Consider the following 21629-nt stretch of genomic DNA (forward strand, 5'->3'; position numbering starts at 1 on the left):
ACGGCCGGAACCGTTGGCCACTCAGGGTCGGTGAACAGAACGGACACCACGGGGCCGCGGGCGCGCTTCCCGCCCGCCCCCGTCCGGTACGACCCGGTGGACCTCCGCGATGCCTTCGGCCCGCGGTCGGCCATCACGCACCGCATCGACGTGCGGCGGTTCGTCCCGGCGGAAGCGGGCCACGCTGGTCCACCCAACGACGACAGGTGAACAGCCCGTGCCGACTGTCACCCGCGGCGAGGGCACCCAGCGCCGCTGTTCGGAGCGACCCTGGGCAGGGAATGGCTCGTCGAGGGCGCAATGGGCCAAGAGCGGGCTGTCACAATGGGTGGATGCCCAAGCGTCGCGCTCCAGCCCGTCCCGCCGGCCCCTGTTCCTGCGGGCTGCCCTCGGCCTACGGCGAATGCTGCGGGCGGCTCCATCGCGGCGAGACCCAGGCCAAGACCGCCGAGCAGCTCATGCGCTCCCGCTACAGCGCCTTCGCCGTCCAGGACAGCGCATACCTGCTGAAGAGCTGGCACCCCACCACCCGCCCTCCCGCCGTCGGCTTCGAGGACGACCTGCGCTGGGACGGCCTGGAAATCCTCGGCACCTCCGACGGCAGCCCGTTCCACACCAAGGGGACGGTGGAATTCCGTGCCCACTACACCCAGGGCGGCCGGAAGGGGCAGCTCCACGAGCTCAGCACCTTCACCCGCCACGACGGAGCCTGGGTCTACCTGAACGGCACGTCTTTCTGACGGCAGCGGCGCGCCCGCGTCATTTGGCGTCCTCGTACTCCTTTTCCGAGCCCTGCTTCTCCTCTTCGGCGACGGCGTCCTCGTGGGACTGGACGACCTCGCTGTCGTGGATCTCGCCGCGCCAGCCCTCGATCCCGTCGGGGTTCAGCAGCGTCTGGGTCATGACGTGGCGGCGGAAGTGCTTGAGCTCCAGCCGGACACGGCGGCCCTGCGCGCGCCAGAGACCGGCGACGCGTTCGAAGAGCCCGCGCGGCCGGTATTCGATGGTCAGCAGTACGCGAGTGAGATCGGGGGCGAGGGCGTGAAAGCTGACGGTGCCGTCGACCCGTCCGCCGGAACGCCAGGTGATGTGATCGTCGGGGACCTGCTCGACGATCGTGGACTCCCAGCTCCGGCTGGACCAGAAGATCTTCGCCTTCCAGTCGAGCTTCTCGTCGGCCACCTGGTCGACGCTGACGACCTTCTTCATGAACTCCGGGAACCGCTGGAACAGCGTCCACTGGTCGTACACCAGGCGGCGCGGCGCCCCGATGTCGATCTGCTCCTCGATGTCGACGACGCGGCCCTGCCCGGACGAGCCGAAGATCCCGGCGAGGGTCTCCTTGACCGCGGTCCATCCGGCGCTCAGCAATGCCCGGACCTGCGAGCGGCCCTCGCTCAGCGCCCGTACTCCGGCGAGCGCCGCCTTGGCGAGCGGGCCGCCGCGCGCGGCCTTCGCGGCCCGGTCACGGACGGCGCGTTCCAGCCTGGCCTCGAAGTACTCGCGCAGCCGCCGTCCCGGGTGGAGCCGCCGGACGGCCGTATGCGCCGCCCGCACGACCAAATAGCCCGTGGCACCGGCCGCCACGCCCGCCCGGAACCTCATCTGCACGTCACCTCGCCGTTCACTGGGGTACCGCGCCGGGTTACCCAGATCCCGACAAAACAGGCCAGCGGCTTTAATACGGTAAAGGCGACCGAAACAGCCTGCTACTGTAACGACGCGGTGACAAAACGTGCCGAAAAGTCCCTTTAAGTCGCGGTTGCAGCACGTCAGCCCCTCGCAGCGTTACGTGACTTTTTCCGAGTGCCTCCTTTTCAGGAGGCGCTTCATCAGGACCCCGCAGGCCCGGTGTTCCGCACGAGACTGAAAGGCGGCCGGTCCACATTATGAACACCATCGAATTCAGCCTGGTCCCCTACACCTGCGACTGGGCCGATGATCCGGTCCACGTCCTGAACGTCCTGGTGGACGGAACGGAACTGATCGAACTCGTCCGGCAGGCGGAGCTGCCCTTCGCACTGCAAGAACAGCAGGAACGCGCAGAGGACTTCGCACCCGATCCGGCCCCCTTGCTGGCGGGCAGCTACATGCGCCTTGGGGCCAGCTATGGCTGGCCCGGCCGGCACCTCCTGGGAGACCCGTACGACGTTCCTTGGTTCTACCGGGACGACGGCGAGACGATGATGCTCACCTGCACCTGCGGCATCGACGAGTGCTGGGCGCTCATGGCCCGCATTGAAGTGGAAGAGACCACGGTGCGCTGGTCGTCGTTCCGCAACACTCATCGTGACTGGGACCTGTCCTCGCTCGGTCCGTTCACCTTCTCCAGGCCGCAATACGAATCCGCCCTGAAGCACTCCGCGGGCGAACGGTAACCGTTCTGTCAGACACCTTCCCTAGGCTCCCTCGTGCGCCTGCGGGCAGGACCCGGTGCGATGGTCGCGGTTGCTTCAGGAGGTGGTGGAGCGGGCCCCTCGAAGGGGCACTGCTCACGCCCCGTCGGTACCCAGCCCGCCGCCCGCCCGATCTCGGGCCGTCCGCAGGCGCACCATCCGGGAAGGAGGCGACCATCGACACGCTGGAGGAGCTGTTCCTCACCGCCCTCACCCGGCTCGGTCACGAGGACGCCTTCTTCCTGTGGGGGCGCGCGGCCCGTGACCGCTACAGGGAACTCGTCCGGGACGCCACACGGCAGGACCCCGAATGGACGGCGCGGTTCCTGCGCTGGCAGCGCGCCGCGACGCCGATGCGGTATGTGGCGCTCGTTGGCGCGGCGGCGTTCGCGCACGAGCGGCTGGCGGCCGGGTTGCCGGGAATGTCCCGGCAGGTGATCGACTCGGTACTGCGCCGCGGCGACGACCCGGGCCTCTTCCTGGCGTACTGGACCGGCGCCTACGGCCGTGCCCTGCCCAAGCCGGTCAAGCGCGGCCTCGCCGACGCCGTCACCCGCCTGTACGACGAGCGGTCCCTCCTCGCCCACGACACCGGCCACCCCGACCTGTCCGTCCCCGGCTCGCTCCTCACCGCCAGGACGTTCCCGTCGTCCCACTTCACGGCCCCGACACCGGCGCCGTACAGGTTCGGCGACGTCATCGAGCTGGTCCACCCGCGCGCCCGCGACCAGCGGCAGGCCGATCTCTTCCGGCACGCCCTCGACCGGCGGCGCCACCCGCGCCGCGAGATCCCCGCGTCCCTATCCCTCGTCCACCGCCACCGGGGGCTCCTGGACGGCCATCCGCCCATGGCCGACGACACCGTCCCCCTCACCGACCTCGGCTTCACCTGGCGGCGCGCCGGCGGCATGCTGCGCCGCCCGCTCGGCCGCGCCGACTGGGAACGGCTCATTCCCTCGATGCCGCTCGACGACCTCGTGCGCTGCCTGACCCATTTCGACGAGGCGCCCATCTCGTTCGAGACGGCGATGACGGTCGCGTCCCGGCTCGCCGACCCCGCCGCGATCCGCGCCGCCGGCATCCTCCCGCTTCGGCTCGCGGCCGCCCGCAGGGCCGTGGCCCACCAGCGCTGGGTGCCCTTCCTGGAACGCGCCGCCGCCTACGGTCTCGCCGCGCTCCCGCGCATTCCAGGCCGCACGCTGCTCGTCCTCGACCACACCAGCGACACCGCCGCCGTCTTCGGCCTGACCTTCGCGCAATGCTGCGAGACCGCCGACATCGTGACGGCCGAGGGCAAGCCGTTCAGCGTCGTGCCGGGCGAATCTCCGCTGCATGGCCTGCCCCGCTGGCGGTCGTGCGATCTCCCCGGCGTGCCGCTCGCGTGCCGCTCTGCGGTCCAGAGCTCCTTCGCGGGTCACGACCGGGTCGTGGTCGCCTACGAGCATGCGCAGAACCCGGCCGAGATGGACGTCCCCGCTCCCGTCTACTCCTGGGCACTGAGCGGCGCACCTGCCGTCCCGTCCCGTGACCGGTTGCTCTTCGGCGGCCTGTCCGACGCCGCGTACCCCGTCATCCCATGGATCGAAGCCGCCAGAAACAGCAACTGGCCTTTCTGAAGCAGAAGAATCCCACTCGGCCCATTACTGGCAATTTATCTTATTTTGCCATGCTGGCTTTATTGGCTGCTTTCTATTGACTAACATCGCCATTCCGAACGGCGATGAAGAGAAAAGGCCAATGCGGTACGGGCAGCTCAGCGGTACCACGGTGTCGGCTGCCGCACCCATGACGGCCCGGGCCTGGAACCGCCGGTGCGCGGCATCCCGCCGATCCGCGCCGTCGGCGTCCCGGCAAGCCGCATGGCGACAAGGGCTACGACGACGTCCGCCTGCGGGTCTTCCTGCCGTCGCGGGATCTCGCTGTCCGGTGCCGCCGTCGAGAACGCGGAACGCCCACGCCGACGTCGAGCGGTGCTCCGGCGTGCCTAGAACGGTGTCGAGCGCGCCTCTCAGGGCGTCTAGTTCTAGGGCCGCAGACTCTCCTGTCGAGGCTCCTAGAGGCTGCCTGACCTGCACACTAGGACCTCTAGAGGGCTAGAGCGGTGCGGCCGCATCGCGCCGCAGGGGCGACCGGGGAGCCCGTAGACGAGACTGGCGCCCGGCCTCAATGAGGACGGGCCGCCAGTGCAGCGCGGTATGGAGCTTAGGCGCCTAGCGAAATGGTTGCCCGGTGATCCCATCGGTAGAGCCGTTCTTCGCGGACCTGCTCGACGAGATGGACTTCACCGACCCGCAAGGGGTGCCCCGCAGGCCGTGGCGTGAGTGTGTCGATGATGTTCTTCGCTGGGCCGTTCCCGTGGCTGTAGGCGATGGAGACGTGCGGGGTCCATTCGGGTTCGTCGGCGAGCTGGTGCACGCGGACCGATCCGGCGACGGCGTCTCGGATCGCCTCGCGGACAGGATCGAGGGCTCGGGGCGGTCGAATGCCGAGCATGATCGCCTCGCTGTGGAACCACACCCTGCCCAGCTCCACCTCGATAGGAGCCAGGGCGCCGAGCCGTTCCGCGGCACCGCGCAGCATGGTGTCGACCTCGGCCACGCCGATCTCGTCGGAGAACCCGACGATCTGCGTGGTCATATGCAGCCACTCCCCGGGGACCAAGTCCAAGCCGTCCCGGCCGACGAGCTTGTCCTGGCACTGGCGTACAAGTTCGCGGGGTTCGGGCTGATCGTGTAGCAGGATGTGCCACACCAGCAGGCGCCGGCCCGGCCTGACGCCGGGGCGCCACCACCAATGGTTGGACATGCGGGTCGGGTAGGGGCTCACGGAGCCTCCTCCGGGGCGGTGAGGGCCTTGTGCTCCAGCGACCCGGTCTGGAAGGCGCGGATGCGTTCTTGCAGGGACGTGGCGCGAGAGTCGCCCTTGTAGCGGCTCTGACCAAGTCGCTGGGCAACCTCGGACATGCGGCCGATGATGGTGACCACGCGATACTCCTGGCCGAGGTCGAACACCGGGCCGAGTTCCTCGGCCGCGCCCTCTGGCTCGCCCATCATGACGTGGGCCAGTGCCGCGCCAATGCGGACCTGGGCCCAGGTGCCGTACACGCGGGGGGCGCCGTCGGCCCATGCGTCATCGGCGGCCTGAACGGAGCGGAGCATCGCGTCCGGGTCGCGGGCGCCGAGCCCCACTTGGAGCGCGTAGGTCTCCTGTCGGGCGCGCGGGCAGCTCCAGGCATCGGCCGTTTCGTCTACAGCGTTCAGGTCGTCACGAGCGTCTTGGGCGCGCTGTAGAGCCTCGTAGGCGGTGTCAATGTCGCCGCGGGATTGCAGTGCGGTCGCTTCCGAGACAGCCAGCAGGATCCGCCCACGCGCGCCCTCAGGTGCCAGTTCGAAGCCGCGGCGGGCCAGCTCGGCCGCCGCGGCGTAGCGGCCTTCCCATCTCGCGGTCTTGGACTGCGTGCACAGCACCAGCGCACGGGCCGGGTCCGAGTCGGCTTCATCAGCGCATGTCCAGGCCGCGTAGCCGTAGGCGTCCGCGAGGGAGTAGCGGCCGACGTCGCCGGCCAGCAGGTTGATCAGGGCGAACAGCTCGGCCGACACGGTGAGCAGCGCCTGCGTCTGGCTGAGTCGCTGGCGGCCGTTGCGCAGGATGTGGGTCACGCGGGCCTGGAGACCGCGGGCTTCGTCCAGAACCTCCAGCGGTGGCCGGCGGGGGTAGTCGAACGTCAGGCGGCGGGTTGCGGTCTCCAGGTAGCCGATGACGCCGTCGCCTACGTTGGACTGCTCCAGCCATGCGGCGAGTTCGACCGCTTCGTCGGCTGCGTCGTCTTGGGCAGGCTGTGTGATGGAGTCGGCCCCGAACAGCTCGGCTTCGGTTTTGCCGGTGACCTTGGCGTATAGCGGTCGATAGGTGGTGGGCTTGGGGATGTGGTCGCCCCGTTCCCACTCCTTGATCATGTGCGCGAGGGTCTTGACGTCCGGCAGGTCACGCGCGCCCGGTCCGGCTGCATTGCGTAGCAGGATGGCCCACTTTTCACGGGAGTAACGTGCGCGCCCGGATGGGCTGAGGGGCTCCTCGCGCGCCGCGCGCAGACGCGCGCCGATCGCCTTCCTGATTGCCTTCTGGTCGGCGGGCATTTCGTGATGCACCCTTCGCCGTCGTGGTCAAGGGGGGACGCCACCGTAGCCCCCTGTCCCCCCATTCTCCTCATGGCTCTAGGTCATCTGCCATGGATTCACTGGCTCTTGACGGGGCGTGCGTCGGCGCGGTGGGCCGATGCGGACGCACGTCCCGGCCGGAAGACAAGGCAGCCCCGGCCTGGTGGGCAAACACCAGGGGACCCGGGGCCTAGGAGCAACGCCGTCCAAGGAGGCGCCACCCCATGAACCCCGATCGTAGACCGCTACTGGAATCGCTGGGCACCGTGCTGCGGGCCTACAAACTCGGAGCCGAGATGACGCCAAACGGGCTGCATGTCACCAACCCCACGGCGGATGGCTGCTGCCCGGAGCACTCCAGCGCGACGATCGTCGCCCGCCCGCGCCGCGACGACGGTGACCGAGCATGGTTCTTCACCCTTGGCGGCTGCCCGCTCGCAGAGGCCGATAACTTCCCCGACGTGGTCACGGCCATCAAATCCCTGGTGAACACCGGCCAGGAGATCCGCCGGATCGTGCGGCACGAGCCGGGAGCGGGGATCAACACGTGAGCAGCGACGTCGAACTGCTCCAGGCGCTGGCCGACGCGCTCGCGACCAAGAGCTGGTCCACCACGCCCCTTTCCCACGACGGGCCCGTACGGCTGCGCGTCACGCACCCCTACGTACCAGCCGTCGGCGAAACCGTCAGCGTGATGTCGCAGCGGTTCGGGCCATGGTTCCGCGCCTCGACCGGCGAGCCGATGGCCGCGTGCTCCGACATCCCCGGCGCCGTCGCCTACATCGAGCGCACGCTCGGCGTGCTCGTGCGGCAGCGCGCATAGCCCTGCGGCCCGCGGGTGCCTGGTCGGGGCGCCAGGGGTCGCGGTTCCAACGTGGTGCGGCCGTCGCCGATAGGTCATCCCGACGGCCGCACGGCACCAGCCCGCGCGGTCCCGATCCTGGGGCAAACGGGGTCCGGGACCGCGCGGCCCGACGTGGGGGGGCCTGGCCGGAAAGGCGCGGCAGCCAGCTCGCCCCACTTGGCGTCGTACGGTCGCCCGCCCGGGGCACTCGGTGGGGGACGCCCCTCGGAGGTTGACAGGCGGGGGCCGTGCGTCGATCGCGTGGCGGGTCGTGGTTTGCGCTGTCCCTCAGCGCCGCGGCCCGCCACGCCCTGAACGCCGCCGCCCCGGGTTGAGGCGCGCACCCGGGGCCGGCGGTGCCAGCCGATGAGCGCGCCGGAGGTGCACATGACCATCACAACCGAACCAGCGGCCACGGCCGTCAAAGACCCGCGCGGCCTCGTCCCACGGGAGGTGTTCGACCTCCTGGTGGAGGACCTCCGCCGATACCACCACGTCACCCGGCCCTACGCCGAGCGCATGATGGGCCAGGCCCTCGTCTTCCTCAAAGCACAGGCGACCATCGTCCAGGCCCGCGCCGAGGGCCGGCCCTGGGCGCGAATCGTCCCGACGGTCCCGGTCGACCCCGCCTGGCACGCGTTCATGCTCCGGTCGCAGGCCTACGCCGAGTTCTGCACCGAGCACGCGGGCCGGTACATCCACCACGTGCCGTTCCAGGACGAGGCGATCCTGTCGGGTGACACGCTCGAAACGACCATCCCGGAACTGGAGAAGACCGGGTACCGCGTCGACCTGGAGTTCTGGCACGGCGAGCGCAAGCCCTGCTGCCCGCCCGAGTGCGCGCCGCCGGAGGGCGCCTGATGGGCCACCAGATCGCCCCTGACACCACCAAGCCGTCGGGCGTGGTGCCCACGCACTACCACTGCTATCGCTGGTCAGGCAGCGGGCAGGAGTGGGACCGCATGAGCCGAACCGACTCGCTCGACCTGAACAGCCCCGACCGGCCGCCGGTGCGGACGGTCGAGTGGCTGGGCAAGTCACCGCGGTTCATCGAAGCCGTCCACACCGATCCCGCCGGCGCGCGGAACTGGCTGGTCGCCGAGTGGGAACGCGCGTGCGAGCGGGCGATGAACCCGGTCCCCGACTGGGTACGGAACGACGACCGCGCCGAGCGTGCGCTGCACGGGATCCGGACCTGCTGCTGGCCGACCTACAGCCAGTGGCTGGTCGGCGGCATGGTGGTGTTCATGTCGGTGGTCGGTACTGATCAGGGATGCCACTGAGCACGACGAACGCGGCCCGTCCCTCGCCGTAGCGAGGGACGGGCCGCGGGCGGGCGGGTGTGGTTATGCGAACGCTTCTTCCTTCGGGTCCTGGCTGAACTGGGTGCGGTAGAGCTCGGTGTAGCGGCCGCCCGCGGCCAGCAGGTCGTCGTGGGTGCCGCGCTCGACGATCCGGCCGGCCTCGACCACGAGGATCTGGTCGGCGGCCCGGACGGTGGAGAGCCGGTGCGCGATCACCACGGCGGTGCGGCCGTCGAGCGCCTCGGTGAGGGCCTCCTGGACGGCGGCCTCGGACGTGGAGTCGAGGTGGGCGGTGGCCTCGTCGAGGATCACCACTCGGGGGCGGGCCAGGAGGAGGCGGGCGATGGTGAGGCGCTGGCGCTCGCCGCCGGAGAGGCGGTAGCCGCGCTCGCCGACGATGGTGTCGAGGCCGTCCGGCAGGCTCTGGATGAGGTCCTTGAGGCGGGCGCGGTCGAGCACGTCCCACAGGTCGTCCTCGGACGCCTCGGGACGGGCCAGCAGCAGGTTGTCGCGGATGGACTCGTGGAAGAGGTGGCCGTCCTGGGTGACCATGCCGAGGGTCTCGCGGATGGTGGCGAAGCTCAGCTCGCGGACGTCGACGCCGCCGAGCCGGACGGCGCCGGAGTCGGGGTCGTAAAGGCGGGGCAGCAGCTGCGCGATGGTGGACTTGCCGGCGCCCGAGGACCCGACGAGCGCGATCATCTGGCCGGGCTCGGCGCGGAAGGACACCTCGTGCAGGACGTCGGTGCCGCCGCGGGTGTCGAGGGTGGCGACATCCTCGAGGGAGGCCAGGGAGACCTTGTCGGCGGACGGGTAGGCGAAGGTGACGCCGTCGAACTCGACCGCCGCGGGGCCGTCGGGCACGGGACGGTGCTCCTCGGGCTCGGCGACCAGGGGCTTGAGGTCGAGGACCTCGAAGACCCGCTCGAAGCTGACCAGCGCGCTCATCACCTCGACGCGGGCGCTGGCCAGGGCGGTCAGCGGCGCGTACAGGCGGGTCAGCAGCAGCGCCAGCGCGACGACGGCGCCCGCGTCGAGCTGGCCGCGCAGGGAGAAGAAGCCGCCCAGGCCGTACACCAGGGCGAGGGCCAGTGCGGAGACCATGGTCAGCGCGGTGATGAAGACGTGCTGGACCATCGCGGTGCGCACGCCGATGTCGCGGACGCGGCGGGCGCGCGCGGCGAACTCGGCGGACTCGCGGGCGGGCCGGCCGAACAGCTTGACCAGGGTGGCGCCGGGGGCGGAGAACCGCTCGGTCATCTGGGTGCTCATGGCGGCGTCGTGCCGGGCGGCCTCGCGTTCGAGGCGGGCGAGCCGGGAGCCCATGCGCCGGGCGGGCAGCACGAAGATCGGGAGCAGGATCAGCGCGAGCAGGGTGATCTGCCAGGAGATCTGGATCATGACGGCGAAGGTCAGCAGGACCGTCACCAGGTTGCTGACGACGCCGGAGAGGGTGTCGCTGAACGCGCGCTGGGCGCCGATGACGTCGTTGTTGAGCCGGCTGACCAGGGCGCCGGTGCGGGTGCGGGTGAAGAACGCGACCGGCATGCGCTGCACGTGGTCGAACACGGAGGTGCGCAGGTCGAGGATGAGGCCCTCGCCGATGCTGGCCGACAGCCACCGGTTGGCCAGGCCCAGGCCGCCCTCGGCGAGGGCCAGGCCGGCGATGATCACGGCCAGCCACACCACCGTGCCGGTGTCGGAGCCGCCGACGATGGCGTCGACGACCCGGCCCGCGAGCACCGGCGTGGCCACCGCCAGCACCGCCATCACGACGCTGAACAGCAGGAAGCAGGCCAGCAGCCGGCGGTGCGGCCGGGCGAACCGGGCGATGCGTCTCAGCGTCGCCTTGGAGAAGGGTCTCCGGTCCTGCGCGTTCATGGCGTGGTGCAGGGACATCCACGCTGTGACTTCCATGTCCATCGTGATCACCGCCGGTTCGGGTGCGTGTCGCCACCGGGACCCGGCGGCCGTTCATGAAGATGATCGGACCTCAAGGATGGTTGAGGTCAAGTTTTCCCGGTCGTACTGAGCGTCCCATCCGGGTACGACAGTCTGGGTCGACGGTGGAAGGGGAGCAATTGGATATCGGCGCGCTGCGGGCGGAGACTCCCGGATGCGAACAGGTGACCCATCTCAACAACGCGGGGGCGGCGCTGCCCGCCCGGCCGGTGATCGATGCCGTGGCCGGGCATCTGGAGCTGGAGTCGCTGATCGGCGGCTACGAGGCCGCCGAGCGGGCCGCCCCGGCGGTCGAGCGCTTCTACGACGCGGTGGCCGGGCTGATCGGAGCGGACCGCGACGAGATCGCCTACGTCGAGAACGCCACCCGCGCCTGGGACATGGCGTTCTACTCGGTCCCGTTCGAGCGCGGCGACCGGATCCTCACCACGACCAGCGAGTACCCCAGCAACACCATCCCCTACCAGCAGCTCGCGGAGCGGCGCGGGGTCCGGGTCGACGTCGTGCCGGACGACGCCGACGGGCAGCTGTCCCTCGACGTCCTGAAGGCCGAGCTGGCCAAGGGCGATGTGCGGCTGGTGTCGATCAACCACGTCCCGACCTACAACGGCCTGATCAACCCGGCCGCCGAGATCGGGCGGCTGTGCCGGGCGGCGAACGTGCTCTACCTGCTCGACGCGTGCCAGTCGGTCGGCCAGCTGCGGGTGGACGTCGCGGAGATCGGCTGCGACATGCTCTCGGGGACCGGGCGCAAGTTCCTCCGCGGCCCGCGCGGGACCGGGTTCCTGTACGTGCGGCGGCCGATCCTGGACACGCTGGAGCCGCCGTTCCTCGACCTGCACGCCGCTTCCTGGACGGCTTCCGGCACCTACGAGATCAGGGACGACGCGCGCCGCTTCGAGAACTGGGAGCGGTACGTCGCGGGGCAGATCGCGCTCGGCGTCGCCGCCGACCAGGCCGCCGGACTCGGCCTCGACGCGATCGAGGAGCGGGTGACGGCCCTGGCCGCGCGGCTCCGGGACGCGCTGTCCGAGCGTCCCGGCGTCACCGTCCTCGACCGCGGCCGGCGCCGTTCGGCCATCGTGACCTTCACGGTGGACGGCCACGACGCGACCGCGCTGAAAATGTCGCTGCGGGAGCAGGGGATCAACGTCAGCGTCACCCAGGGAGGTCAGATGCGGTACGACGCCGCGGCCGTCCCCGCCGCGGTGCGGGCCTCGGTGCACTACTACAACACCGAAGAGGAGCTGGCGCGGCTGGTGGCGGCCGTTCCGGCGCCCGCCTAGGGCGGCCCGGGCGCGGAAACGCGGGGAGACACGGCCGTCCGCGGGAAGCGCCCATCGCTTAATCCGCCGAAGTTTCGGACTAAACTGCTCAGGCATTGATCGGCGTACGGGGAGTCGCTGGCGAGACCGCTCCCGGCCGCCCGTGTACTCGAGCCGAGGAGGTCGCGCCGTGCAGGATCCGGCGCCCCTGAAGGATCCGGCGCAGCCCCCGTCCGACCAGGACGGCCAGGACGGTGACCCGGAAGCCGCCAGGGCGGAGACCGCCGAGTTCCGTACCGTACCCGCCGAGGAACCCGAGAACGCCGGGGACACGGACACGGGCGCGGGCGAGGACGACGCGGACGCGGAAGAGCCCGAACCCGAACCCGCCCCGGAGAGTGGCCGGACGGACGACGACGAAGGCGAAAAGCCCGATTTCTCGTCGGTGCTCTTCAACCCGGCCGGGCAGTGGACCATCTCGGCACCGCCGCCCGACGAGGAGCCGGCCGAGGAGGCACAGGCCGACGACGAGCCGCAGGCCGACGATCCTTCCGACAAGCCTTCCGACGAGCCTTCCGAGGAAGCCCCCACCGACGAAGCCCCCTCCGTCGAGGCGGCCGCGGACGAGACGCCTGCGGACGAGGCGCCTTCCGACGACGCGCCCCCGGCGGAGACGTCCGGCGCGGCGGCCTCGGTGACCGTTCCGGAGATCGATCCGAAGGTCGTGCGGAAGGGCGCCCAGGAAACCGTTCCCGAGATCGACATGGCGTCGGTGCGGCCCAAGCCGGCCCCGCCCGAAGAGGACCCCGAGCCGGTCGCCTCCGGTCCGGAAACCGCTCCGCAGCCGATATGGGACGAGCCCGAAGCAGAACCGGAGCCGGCGCAGAACGAGGCCGAGCCGGAGCCCGCCGGTCCCTTCCTGGATGAGACCCCTGACGAGGCACCCGACGAGGCCGGGGCTCACCAGTGGCAGGGGCATTGGGAACAGCCCTTCGAGCAGCCTGTTCTCGAGAAGCGGCCAGAGGAGCAGCAAGAGGAACGGCCAGAGGAGGAGCAGCCGGAGGAACCGCCGGAGGAGCGGCCAAGCGCTCCCAGTCCTGTGCAGGCGCTGGAAGGCTGGCCGACGCGGCAGCCCCCTTACGCCACCCCGCCCGCTCCGGCGCCACAGGAGGTCCATCCTCCGCAGAGCTTCGCGCCTCCGCCCGCACCGCCTGCACCGTCCGCGCATCCGCCGCAGCCGCCCCCGCAGGTACGGCCTGAGCCGCAGCCGCAGCAGTATGCGCCGGCCCACCGCCAGCAGTACCCGGAGGCGCCGCCGCCCGTATACCCCTCCCCATCCCCCTATGGCCCTGCGCAGGAGGAATACCCGGCGCAGGAGCAGTACCCGCAGGAGTACGGCGAGGCACGTGACTTCAACGCCGCTTACGAGGCGGCGGCCGGTGAGGTAAAGGGGCGTAAGAAGCGGCGCCGTGGTCTGCTGACCCTCATCGTCGTACTCGTCCTGCTGGCGGGTGCCGCGACGGGCCAGTTGGTACGGCCCGTCCCCGAACCGACGATGCAGCTGACGCTCCCCGCGTCCAGCCACACCTTCCCAGGGGCCGCGCCGGCGCTCCCCCTGCCCGCGCAAGGGCAGTCCGCGCTGCACGTGGACGGCCTTGGCGCGATGGGCTCCTCCGGTGGGACGGTCCCCACGCCGACGGCCAGCGTGGCCAAGATGATGACCGCCTACGTCTTCCTGCGCGACCATCCGCTCGCGGCTGGGCAGCCTGGGCCGACGTACACGGTGTCACCGCAGGCGGCCGCGCAGATCCCGGGCCGCAAGCAGCGCGGCGAGTCGCTGCTCGGAGTCACCTCGGGAATGCGGCTGACCGAGCGCAAGGCGCTGGAAGCCCTGATGATCATTTCGGCGAACGACGTGGCGCACGAACTGGCCCGCTGGGACGCCGGCCAGCCGCGCGCGTTCGTCCAGAAGATGAACGACGCGGCGCGGTCGCTGGGCATGACGAGCACCCGCTACACCGACCCCAGCGGCTACGACTCGCGCACCGTGAGCACGGCGGCCGACCAGGTGAAGCTGCTGCGCGCCGCGATGAGCATGCCCGCCTTCGTCGAGGTCGTGAGCAAGCGCGCCTACGTGCCCACCAACGGCGGGCCGCCGCGTCCCGGGGGCAACATCCTGATCGGCCAGTACGGGGTGATCGGCGGCAAGACCGGCTACACCGACGCGGCGGGCGGGAACTACGTGTTCGCGGCGCGCAAGCAGGTGGGCGGGGTCGACACGATGTTCCTGGGGGCGGTGATGGGGCAGCAGTCCCCCAGCGCCATGGGCGCGCTGCAGGTCGCCAAGAACCTGCTCGCCGTCGCCGAGAACGCCCTGACCTCGGTGACGCTGGCCAATGCCGGGGCCCGCGTGGGACGGGTCCGCGACGGGCTGGGCGATGTCACGCCGCTGCGTGCGGGCGCGCCCATCACGGTGGTGGGCTGGCCGGGGCTCACCGTCCAGGTAAAGGTCGACGGCGAGCCGCCGCGCGCGGCCGGGCAGGGCGCGCGGGTCGGGAACGTGCGGGCCGGTGCGGCGAACGTCCCGCTGGAACTCGACCGGTCATTGAGCGAGCCGTCCCTTCTTAAGCGTCTGATCCGCCTCGGCTGAGACGCCGGTCATCACGCGGTGCTCTCCCGGTCGATCACTTGACCGAGAGAACCGATCATTGGTCAGGGTTGTGGTTACTCCTGCCTCACTCCGGGCATTCAGGAATCTGACGCGTTGGTGATATCGCAGGTCAACGCTCATATGCATGGGGGCCGGCGGGCACCGCGCCGGAGGCGAGCGTTTCGGGGGGAACAGTGAGCATCCTGCGCCACGGCACGGCCATCCGTGGTCCGGCGACCCGGCTTCTCATGCTGGGCGTTCCCAAGGGCCGCCGCGTCCACCCTCCCGCCGTCCCGGCCGCGCCTTCCCCCTCCCCTGGTCTCGGCGCCTCCGCGAGCCGCCCGGCATCGGCGGTACGGGCGCTGGCCAGCATGCTGATGCTCGGTTCCGCGCTCTTCTACCTCGCCGTCGCCGTGCAGGGCGTCGGCGAGCTGCTGCTCGGGCCGCCGCCGGAGATGGTGACCACGGCGAACGAGCTCGCGGCGGGCACGGAGGGCACGGCCGCGACATCGGGCGGACAGGACGTGGACATGGACGTCCTCCTCCGGCCCCTTGCCCTGACAGGGGCGGCACTGGCCGGGCTGACGCTGCTGTGGTGCGGGACCCGCGGCCTGTGGGCGGCGCATGACCAGCGGCGCTGGCGCAGGCGGCAGCTCTCCGGGCTGGTCGGCCTGGGCGTGGGGACGCTCGCCTTCGCCCTCGGACTCACCGCCGCCGAGACGGGCGCGGAGGCTTACGTCCAGGCCGTCTGGAACGGCGTGGAGCCGATCCGGCCGAGCGCGGTACTGGCCCTGCTGGTCGGGTCGGTCGCGCTGCTCGTCCGGGCACCCCGGCGCGCATTTTCCAATTGAACGTTGAACGACTTTGGAACGATCCTGATCCCGACCGTCCCCTTTCCGAACCGCCGGAACACCGGCCGCGGCATGCCCATGCGCGGCTCGTCCGTGCAGGTCAACGGCGTTTTTTAGCAGAGATCTCCAAAATGGTTACGCCCGCGATCCGAACCGTCCTGCAAGCTGGCGATAGCTGAAAACGGACGAACCACCCAAGCATCGGAATTCGGGGGAACTGCATGACGATGCCGCGGATCACCCATCCGAGAAGGACACGCAGACGGACCTTCCGGCAACGGGCCGACGAATGTCTGGTGGCCGCGTACACCACGGGCCTCACCAAGACCTACGCCCCGTCCGGCGAGCCCGCGCTCGACAACGTGAACGTGGCGTTCCGGGCGGGCGAGCTGTGCGCTCTGATGGGCCCCTCCGGCTCAGGCAAGAGCACCCTGCTGGCCTGCCTGGCCGGTCACGAGCCACCGAGCGTGGGCCGGGTCTACGTCGGCCGGGGGGACGCGAGGCCGTGGCTGCCGCAGCAGGTCCGGCAGATCTGCCGGGGCGAGGTCGGGTTCGCGCTGTCCCACTCGCGGCCGTTCCTGGACCGCACGGTGGAGGAGAACCTGGAGTGGGCCGCGGCGCTGGCCGGGACGCCCGCCATCGTCGCCCGCGCGCGCACCGACCGGATCGCCGCGCTCCTGGGCCTCCTGGACGAACTGGGCACCCCCGTGGGCGTGCTGCCCGAGGACCGGCGGCATCTCACGATGTGCGCCGCCGCGCTGCTGCCCGACCCCAGCGTGCTGCTGGTGGACGAGACCGAGTCCGGCGGCGCGATGACCGCCGACACCTTCGCCATGCTCCGCCGCTGCGCGACCGAGTTGGGCACGACCGTCGTCGCCGTCACCGACGCCCCGGCCGCCGCGGCGCTCGCCGACCGGGTGCTGTTCCTGGCCGCCGGGCGGGTCGCGGGCATCGTGGCGCGGCCCGCCGAGGACGTGATCCACGAGCTGCGCGAGGTCTTCTCCGGCCACGGCGCGCAGCCGCGGCAGGCTCGCCAGGAGGCACCGGAGCGGCGGGAGGCACCGGAACGGCGGGAGCCGTCCGCGCCGGAACAGAGGTCTCGCCCGGTGAAGCGCGTACCAGGGATGCGAAACCCGGCCGAAGCCTAGCGGGGCTGCGAGCCGCCGATCCCCCTACCGGCCCGGCGCAGGGCCCGTAGGGGGACGTCGTATGCCTTCTTGGTCAGCCCGCGCGGTCAGGCCGCGCGCCGCGGTCCTGCCCCCGCGAAGGCGGCGACCGCGCCGAGCGCCAGATAGATCGCCCCGGTCACGTAGCGCTGCCCGCGCCGGAAGTGCGGGCGCGAGCGCAGCGCGTCGCCGATCGAGCCCCCGGCGATCGCGTAGAGCACATCGCCGGCCAGGCCGATCAGGCAGGTCACCAAGCCCATGATCGCGATCTGCGCGGGAACGGCGCCCGCGTCCTGGTCGACGAACTGCGGCAGGAACGCCAGGAAGAACAGCACGACCTTGGGATTGAGGACATTGACCAGGACGCCGTCGAGGTAGACGCGGCGCAGCGGTTTGGGCGCGACCCGCGGCCCGTTCTCGTGGTCACCGCCGCGCAGCGTCCGGATCGCCAGGTAGACCAGGTACGCGGCGCCCGCGTAGCGGAGCACGCCGAAGGCCGTCGCCGAGGCCGCCACGACCGCCGACAGGCCCGCCGCGGCGGCGGCGACGTGCACCAGCGTGCCGGTCTCCACGCCCAGCGCGGACGCGAGCCCGGCCCGCCGGCCGTCGGCGACGCTGCGCGCGGTGATGTAGAGGTGGTTCGGCCCGGGGATCACGACCAGCGTCGTGGCCGCCAGCAGGAACAGGAACGGATGGGTCATGGTCCGTACGCTATGGGCCGATCAGCCGCCGATCACAGGTCCAATCGGCTTCCGCGATCGGAGACCATCCGCGCCCGCGGTGCAGCAGGTCGAACAGCCGCTCCCAGCGGTCCAGCACCGCGCCCGCCTCGAACCGGCGGGCCGAGCGCGGCGCGGCGCCGCCCAGCCGCTCGCGCAGCTCCGGATCCATGATCAGCCGGTCCAGCGCGGCGGCGAGCCCGGCGATGTCGCCGGGCCGCGCCAGCAGGCCGTCCGCCCCGTCGGTGACCAGTTCGCGGACGCCGGGCGCGCAGTCGAACGCGACCGCCGGCACCCCCGCCGCCATCGCCTCCAGCAGCGCCATCGGGAAGCCCTCCTGGCGGGACGGCAGCGCGAAGATCGACGCCCGGTCCAGCGCCGCCGGCACGTCCCGGGTCACCCCGGCGAAGTCCACCGAGCCGGCCACGCCCAGCCGCTCCGCCAGCGCGCGCAGCGCGTCCTCGCGCGGGCCCGCCCCGTACAGCCGCAGCCGCCAGCGCGGATGCCGGGCCGCGATCGACGCCCAGGACTCGATCGCCATGTCCACGCCCTTCTCGTGCGACAGCCGGCCCAGGCAGGCGATCACCGGGTCGCGCGGCACCGGCCGGCGGCCCGGCACGGCGCGCAGCGGGTTGGGCATGTGGTCGGCGTTGGTCAGGCCGGCCCGCGCCCACGCGTCGGCGTCCTCGGCGGTCAGCGCCAGCAGCCGGTCGGCGTCGGCGAACAGCTCCCTGACCCGCGCGTACCGGGACGAGCGGCGGCTGGCCTCGTACGACTCGTGGCTCATCCCCACCACCCGCAGCCCGGCACGGGCGCGCGGCCCGGCCAGCCGGACCCATTCCATCGCCCAGACCTGGGCGACGATCACCACGCCGCCGGGCCGCGCGGCGCCGAGCAGCGCCGCCAGCCGGCCCGCGCCGCCGCGCATCGCCGCGGACCGCCTGCGGTCGCGCAGCATCGCCCGCGGGTCGGCGCGGGCGAGCAGGGTGCGCGGACGCCGTTTCAGGGCCGGCAGCGTCCAGGAATCGTGCAGGGTCTCGACGGCGTAAGGGGCCGCGCGGGCATGCGACCCGCCATGATCGTGCACCGCCGGCCGCGTTTCCGAGACCCGGGTGACGCCGACCAGCGTGACGCGGTGGCCGCGCCCGGTCAGCAGCCCGGCCATGTCGTGCGCCCAGCGCTGGACGCCGCCCAGCTCGTCGACGTTGTTGCAGACGATGAAGACGTCGCGCCCCGCCGGAACGTCACCCACGGCGTGCCCCCTCCCCGTATGCTCCGGACGGCCGTGCGGCGAAGAAGCGGTCCACGACCGCCCTCGCCGCGGTGCCGCGGTCATGCTCGCCGTAGCGCGACACGAAGGCGCGGCGGCGGGCGGCGTGGCCGTGCCGGATGCCGTCCAGCCCGGCCAGCACCGCGAAGAGCGCGTCCTCGTCTCGGACGACCGGGCCCGGCGCCCACGTGGCCAGGTCGAAGTACCCGGGGTCAACGGTGCCCCCGTCCCCGGACGGGACGAAGAAGATGATCGGGCGGTCCAGCAGCGCGTAGTCGAACATCACCGACGAGCGATCGGTGACCAGAGCGTCGGCGAGCAGCAGCAGGGGCGTGATGTCCGCGATGTGCCCGGCGTATCGCACCGCGCCCCCTGCCGTGTTCTCTGTCCAGGGCGGCAGCACCAGGCCGGACAGGTAGTGCGGCCGGACGAGCAGGATCTTCGACCCGCCCAGCTCGGCGGCGAAGCGTTCGACGTCGAAGGGCGGCGGCCCGGAGAGGGCGGCCGGCCCGCCGTCCCGCCCCTCGCGGAACGTCGGCGCGTACAGGATCACCTCGCGGTCGTCGCCGTCCAAGCCCAGCTCGCGGCGCAGCGCGTCGAGCTCGCGCGCCAGTTCGGGGTCGTGCCGGCCGCCGTTCACGAGCGGGTCGTTGCGGGGATAGCCCACCGGCATCAGCTCGGCCGTCACTCCCATGCCGGGCACCAGGGTTCTTTCATCATGGACGGTGCGCACAAGAAAGCAGTCATAGCGCTCCACCGCGCGGCGGTAGCGTTCTTGCTCCGCCCATGGGGCGTTCTTTAGACGGGGTTGGTCGAACCCCATCCGCTTGTAGGCCGAGCCGTGCCAGGTCTGGATGTAGGTGGTCTCCTCGCGCTTGCGCAGTCCAGGTGGGAAGCCCTGGTTGTCGACCCAGAACTCCGCACGCGCCAGAGCGAGGTAGTAGGCCCACGACCCGCGCCGGACGAGAGCGGCGTCGGACGGGAAACCCTCCGGGCTGCCGTCGTAGGACCAGATCGCCTTGGCCGCGGCCCCGGACCGGCGCAGCTCCCGGTAGATGTACTTGGGGTTGTCCGAGTACTGCCTGCCCAGGTGGCTCTCGAAGACCACCGTGCCGCGCCGGACCGGCAGCCTGGTCAGCACCCGGTTCGACACGGCGATCTTGGTGCGGCGGGAGGTGAGCGCGCGCCGGGCGCGGGCCCGCAGGCGGCGCCCCGACCGCACGGCCCGCCGGACGTCCCGCCACGCCCGGCGCCCGGCCGCGCTGCGGGCCGCCCGCCGCACCCCGGCCAGCGACGCCCCGGTGAGCCGCCCGCCGCCTTCGAGGACGAACGACAGCTCGCCCCGCCCGGTCACATACGGCCTGAAATGGGTGCCGGCCAGCCGGGTCAGCCGCGGCCGCGCCGGCAGCCGCGTCCCGTCCGCTCCCACCCGTCCCGCGCCGGTCCGTCCCGCGGTGACCGGGACGGTGAACCGCTCGCCGTCCGCGCGCAGTGCGAGCCGGGCGTCCCACACCGGATCGACGAACCCGACGGGACGGAGCCGGCGCGCGGAGTCGAACACGGCCCGCCACTCGATCCGCTCGCTCCGGTGCGCCAGCCGGACCGGGATCCGGAGCGTCCGGCGGGGCCGGCGCCGGTCCCTCAGCTCCAGCGTCCCGGCGGGCCCGGCACCTGCCGGGATGCGGCCGAGCGGGTTGGCGATCCGGCCCGCGATCGTGACGCGCCGGCCGTCCCGCCGCAGCTCGGTCACGGTGACGGCCGGGCGCAGGCCGCTCAGCGGCCGCGCGCGCAGGCCCAGCGCGGTGACGTCGAGGATCTCCCGGGCGCGCGCGTCCTGCAGGTGGCGGCCGCCCCAGTAGATCCGGCCGTCCCGCTCCACCAGGTCGGCGCCCAGCTCGGGGATCCGCTTGCGGGCCAGTTCGGCGGCGGCGACGGCACCGTCGACGTCCCCGCGCCGCACCATGTACGCGGCGATCGCGGGCAGCCGGCCGGCGGCCTCCAGCGTGCCGGGGTGCAGCTCGGCGAGGTAGGGGGCGACCAGCCCGCGGAAGCGCGCCCGGTGCGGCTCGTCCCGCGTCCGCAGGTCGCGGAGGTAAAGAAGCAGGTCGTGGTTCAGGAACTTGGCGTCCTTGGCCAGCTTGAGGTGCTCGGCCCCGTGCGCCAGGAACGCGCGGTCGATCCGGCGGTGCACCTCCAGCCGGTCGGCCAGGTTGCGCAGCTCGCCCCGCCGGTTTGAGATCGACGGGCGGTCCGCGGCGGGCTCGACGCACCAGGTGTAGACGCGGTGCGGCAGGGTCGCGATCCGGGACGCGGCGAGGTAGGCCTCGGCCGTGAACAGCAGATCCTCGTAGTGCACGTCCTCGGCGAAGCGCAGCCCGTGCTCGGCGAGGAAGCCGCGGCGGTAGCACTTGTTGGTGGACAGGGTGTCGTAGAGCAGGTCGGGGCGCTCCAGGACGGACCCGTGCACGGCCCGGTTCCGGTAGAGCCGGGCGTACCAGGGCGTCTCCTTGGGCGGCGGGCCGCGATAGGACCGCACGCACAGACCGGAGACGAGGTCGGCGCCGGTCTCCTCGGCCGCCGCGACCATGTTCATGCAGGCGTGCCGGTCGAGGACGTCGTCGCTGTCGAGGAACATCACGTACGCGCCGCGGGCCAGTTCCACCCCGGTGTTGCGGGGCCGGCCGCAGCCGCCGGAGTTCTCCGGCAGGTGCGCGGCCCGGATCCGCCCTGGGCGCGCGGCGGCGAACCGGTCGGCGACGGCGCCGGTGGCGTCGCTGCTGGCGTCGTCCACGATCACCGTCTCGACGCTGCCCAGCGACTGGGCGAGCACCGATCCGACCGCGCGGGGAAGCCGCCGGGCATCGTTGTAGGCGATCACGATGACGCTGACGTCCGGCCGGATCCCCATCGAATCCCCCCATGGCCCGTGAATCCGTACTCCGGCTAGTGATTTCCACACAGCGCAATGGACGGGTCGATATGGGATCAAGCGGGTGTCGATCTTCGCGTTCTCGCGTGGCGGACGTGAGACGCCGAAGGGCGCCC

Annotated in this window: 19 protein-coding genes and 1 pseudogene; 13 read left to right on the forward strand and 7 right to left on the reverse strand. The window is 71.8% G+C overall.

The window, feature by feature from the left end; genetic code table 11:
* The first annotated feature begins 30 nt into the window (after positions 1–30).
* Both ABD340_RS19470 and ABD340_RS19475 read left to right on the forward strand, forming a co-directional pair.
* Positions 31–210, forward strand: a complete 180-nt coding sequence (locus ABD340_RS19470) for a hypothetical protein (RefSeq protein WP_344590418.1) — start codon at positions 31–33, stop codon at positions 208–210.
* 122 nt (positions 211–332) lie between these two features.
* The gene (locus tag ABD340_RS19475; RefSeq protein ID WP_344590419.1) at positions 333–740 is read left to right on the forward strand and encodes a YchJ family protein; all 408 of its coding nucleotides are present in this window, start codon (positions 333–335) and stop codon (positions 738–740) included.
* Positions 741–759: 19 nt separating this feature from the next.
* On the opposite strand, the gene ABD340_RS19480 is transcribed toward ABD340_RS19475, so the two are convergent.
* Positions 760–1605, reverse strand: a complete 846-nt coding sequence (locus ABD340_RS19480) for an SRPBCC family protein (protein WP_344590420.1) — start codon at positions 1603–1605, stop codon at positions 760–762.
* Between the two features lie 284 nt (positions 1606–1889).
* Here ABD340_RS19480 and ABD340_RS19485 point away from each other — a divergent pair, with 284 nt between their 5' ends.
* The 3 genes and pseudogenes from ABD340_RS19485 to ABD340_RS19495 form a co-directional block, all read left to right on the forward strand.
* Positions 1890–2378, forward strand: a complete 489-nt coding sequence (locus tag ABD340_RS19485; protein ID WP_344590422.1) for a hypothetical protein — start codon at positions 1890–1892, stop codon at positions 2376–2378.
* Between the two features lie 380 nt (positions 2379–2758).
* Positions 2759–4012, forward strand: coding sequence for a hypothetical protein (locus ABD340_RS19490; protein WP_344590423.1), 1254 nt, complete (start codon positions 2759–2761; stop codon positions 4010–4012).
* Between the two features lie 168 nt (positions 4013–4180).
* Positions 4181–4335 (forward strand): annotated as a pseudogene (locus ABD340_RS19495) (IS5/IS1182 family transposase); the annotation flags it as partial.
* A gap of 263 nt (positions 4336–4598) precedes the next feature.
* Here the strand turns inward: ABD340_RS19495 and ABD340_RS19500 are convergent.
* Positions 4599–5222 (reverse strand): 2'-5' RNA ligase family protein, encoded by a 624-nt coding sequence (locus ABD340_RS19500; protein ID WP_344590425.1) that lies wholly within the window; start codon positions 5220–5222, stop codon positions 4599–4601.
* A complete protein-coding gene (locus ABD340_RS19505) occupies positions 5219–6532 on the reverse strand; it encodes an NsdA family TPR-like regulatory protein (RefSeq protein WP_344590426.1) in 1314 nt (437 codons plus the stop codon). The genes ABD340_RS19500 and ABD340_RS19505 overlap by 4 nt, the downstream gene beginning before the upstream one ends.
* Before the next feature lie 245 nt (positions 6533–6777).
* Here ABD340_RS19505 and ABD340_RS19510 point away from each other — a divergent pair, with 245 nt between their 5' ends.
* From ABD340_RS19510 to ABD340_RS19525, 4 genes are all read left to right on the forward strand, one after another.
* Positions 6778–7104 (forward strand): hypothetical protein, encoded by a 327-nt coding sequence (locus ABD340_RS19510; protein ID WP_344590428.1) that lies wholly within the window; start codon positions 6778–6780, stop codon positions 7102–7104.
* Complete coding sequence (locus tag ABD340_RS19515; protein ID WP_344590429.1) at positions 7101–7376, forward strand: hypothetical protein; 276 nt, start codon at positions 7101–7103, stop codon at positions 7374–7376. Before ABD340_RS19510 ends, ABD340_RS19515 begins: the two co-directional genes overlap by 4 nt.
* Positions 7377–7784: 408 nt before the next feature.
* Positions 7785–8258: a glycine-rich domain-containing protein gene (locus ABD340_RS19520; protein ID WP_344590431.1), complete on the forward strand. Its 474-nt coding sequence runs from the start codon at positions 7785–7787 to the stop codon at positions 8256–8258.
* Positions 8258–8680, forward strand: a complete 423-nt coding sequence (locus ABD340_RS19525; protein ID WP_344590433.1) for a hypothetical protein — start codon at positions 8258–8260, stop codon at positions 8678–8680. Before ABD340_RS19520 ends, ABD340_RS19525 begins: the two co-directional genes overlap by 1 nt.
* A 63-nt stretch (positions 8681–8743) precedes the next feature.
* Here the strand turns inward: ABD340_RS19525 and ABD340_RS19530 are convergent, their stop codons facing one another.
* A complete protein-coding gene (locus tag ABD340_RS19530) occupies positions 8744–10624 on the reverse strand; it encodes an ABC transporter ATP-binding protein (protein ID WP_344590434.1) in 1881 nt (626 codons plus the stop codon).
* Between the two features lie 158 nt (positions 10625–10782).
* Between ABD340_RS19530 and ABD340_RS19535 the strand changes: the two genes are divergently transcribed.
* The 4 genes from ABD340_RS19535 (at position 10783) to ABD340_RS19550 (ending at position 16577) form a co-directional block, all read left to right on the forward strand.
* Complete coding sequence (locus ABD340_RS19535) at positions 10783–11949, forward strand: aminotransferase class V-fold PLP-dependent enzyme (protein ID WP_344590435.1); 1167 nt, start codon at positions 10783–10785, stop codon at positions 11947–11949.
* Between the two features lie 169 nt (positions 11950–12118).
* A complete protein-coding gene (locus ABD340_RS19540; RefSeq protein ID WP_344590436.1) occupies positions 12119–14578 on the forward strand; it encodes a D-alanyl-D-alanine carboxypeptidase family protein in 2460 nt (819 codons plus the stop codon).
* Positions 14579–14772: 194 nt separating this feature from the next.
* Entirely contained in the window at positions 14773–15429 is a 657-nt protein-coding gene (locus ABD340_RS19545) for a hypothetical protein (RefSeq protein ID WP_344590437.1), read from the forward strand.
* A gap of 296 nt (positions 15430–15725) precedes the next feature.
* Positions 15726–16577, forward strand: a complete 852-nt coding sequence (locus ABD340_RS19550; protein WP_344590438.1) for an ATP-binding cassette domain-containing protein — start codon at positions 15726–15728, stop codon at positions 16575–16577.
* A gap of 86 nt (positions 16578–16663) precedes the next feature.
* On the opposite strand, the gene ABD340_RS19555 is transcribed toward ABD340_RS19550, so the two are convergent.
* Genes ABD340_RS19555 through ABD340_RS19565 form a run of 3 tightly spaced genes read right to left on the reverse strand, consistent with a single transcriptional unit; the run spans position 16664 to position 21492 of the window.
* A complete protein-coding gene (locus tag ABD340_RS19555; RefSeq protein WP_344590439.1) occupies positions 16664–17296 on the reverse strand; it encodes a LysE family translocator in 633 nt (210 codons plus the stop codon).
* 10 nt (positions 17297–17306) lie between these two features.
* Positions 17307–18566 (reverse strand): glycosyltransferase, encoded by a 1260-nt coding sequence (locus ABD340_RS19560; RefSeq protein WP_344590441.1) that lies wholly within the window; start codon positions 18564–18566, stop codon positions 17307–17309.
* Positions 18559–21492 (reverse strand): bifunctional glycosyltransferase/CDP-glycerol:glycerophosphate glycerophosphotransferase, encoded by a 2934-nt coding sequence (locus ABD340_RS19565; protein WP_344590442.1) that lies wholly within the window; start codon positions 21490–21492, stop codon positions 18559–18561. The genes ABD340_RS19560 and ABD340_RS19565 overlap by 8 nt, the downstream gene beginning before the upstream one ends.
* Between the last annotated feature and the right edge of the window lie 137 nt (positions 21493–21629).

This window comes from Actinomadura vinacea (genome assembly GCF_039532545.1).
Taxonomy (GTDB): Bacteria; Actinomycetota; Actinomycetes; order Streptosporangiales; family Streptosporangiaceae; genus Spirillospora; species Spirillospora vinacea.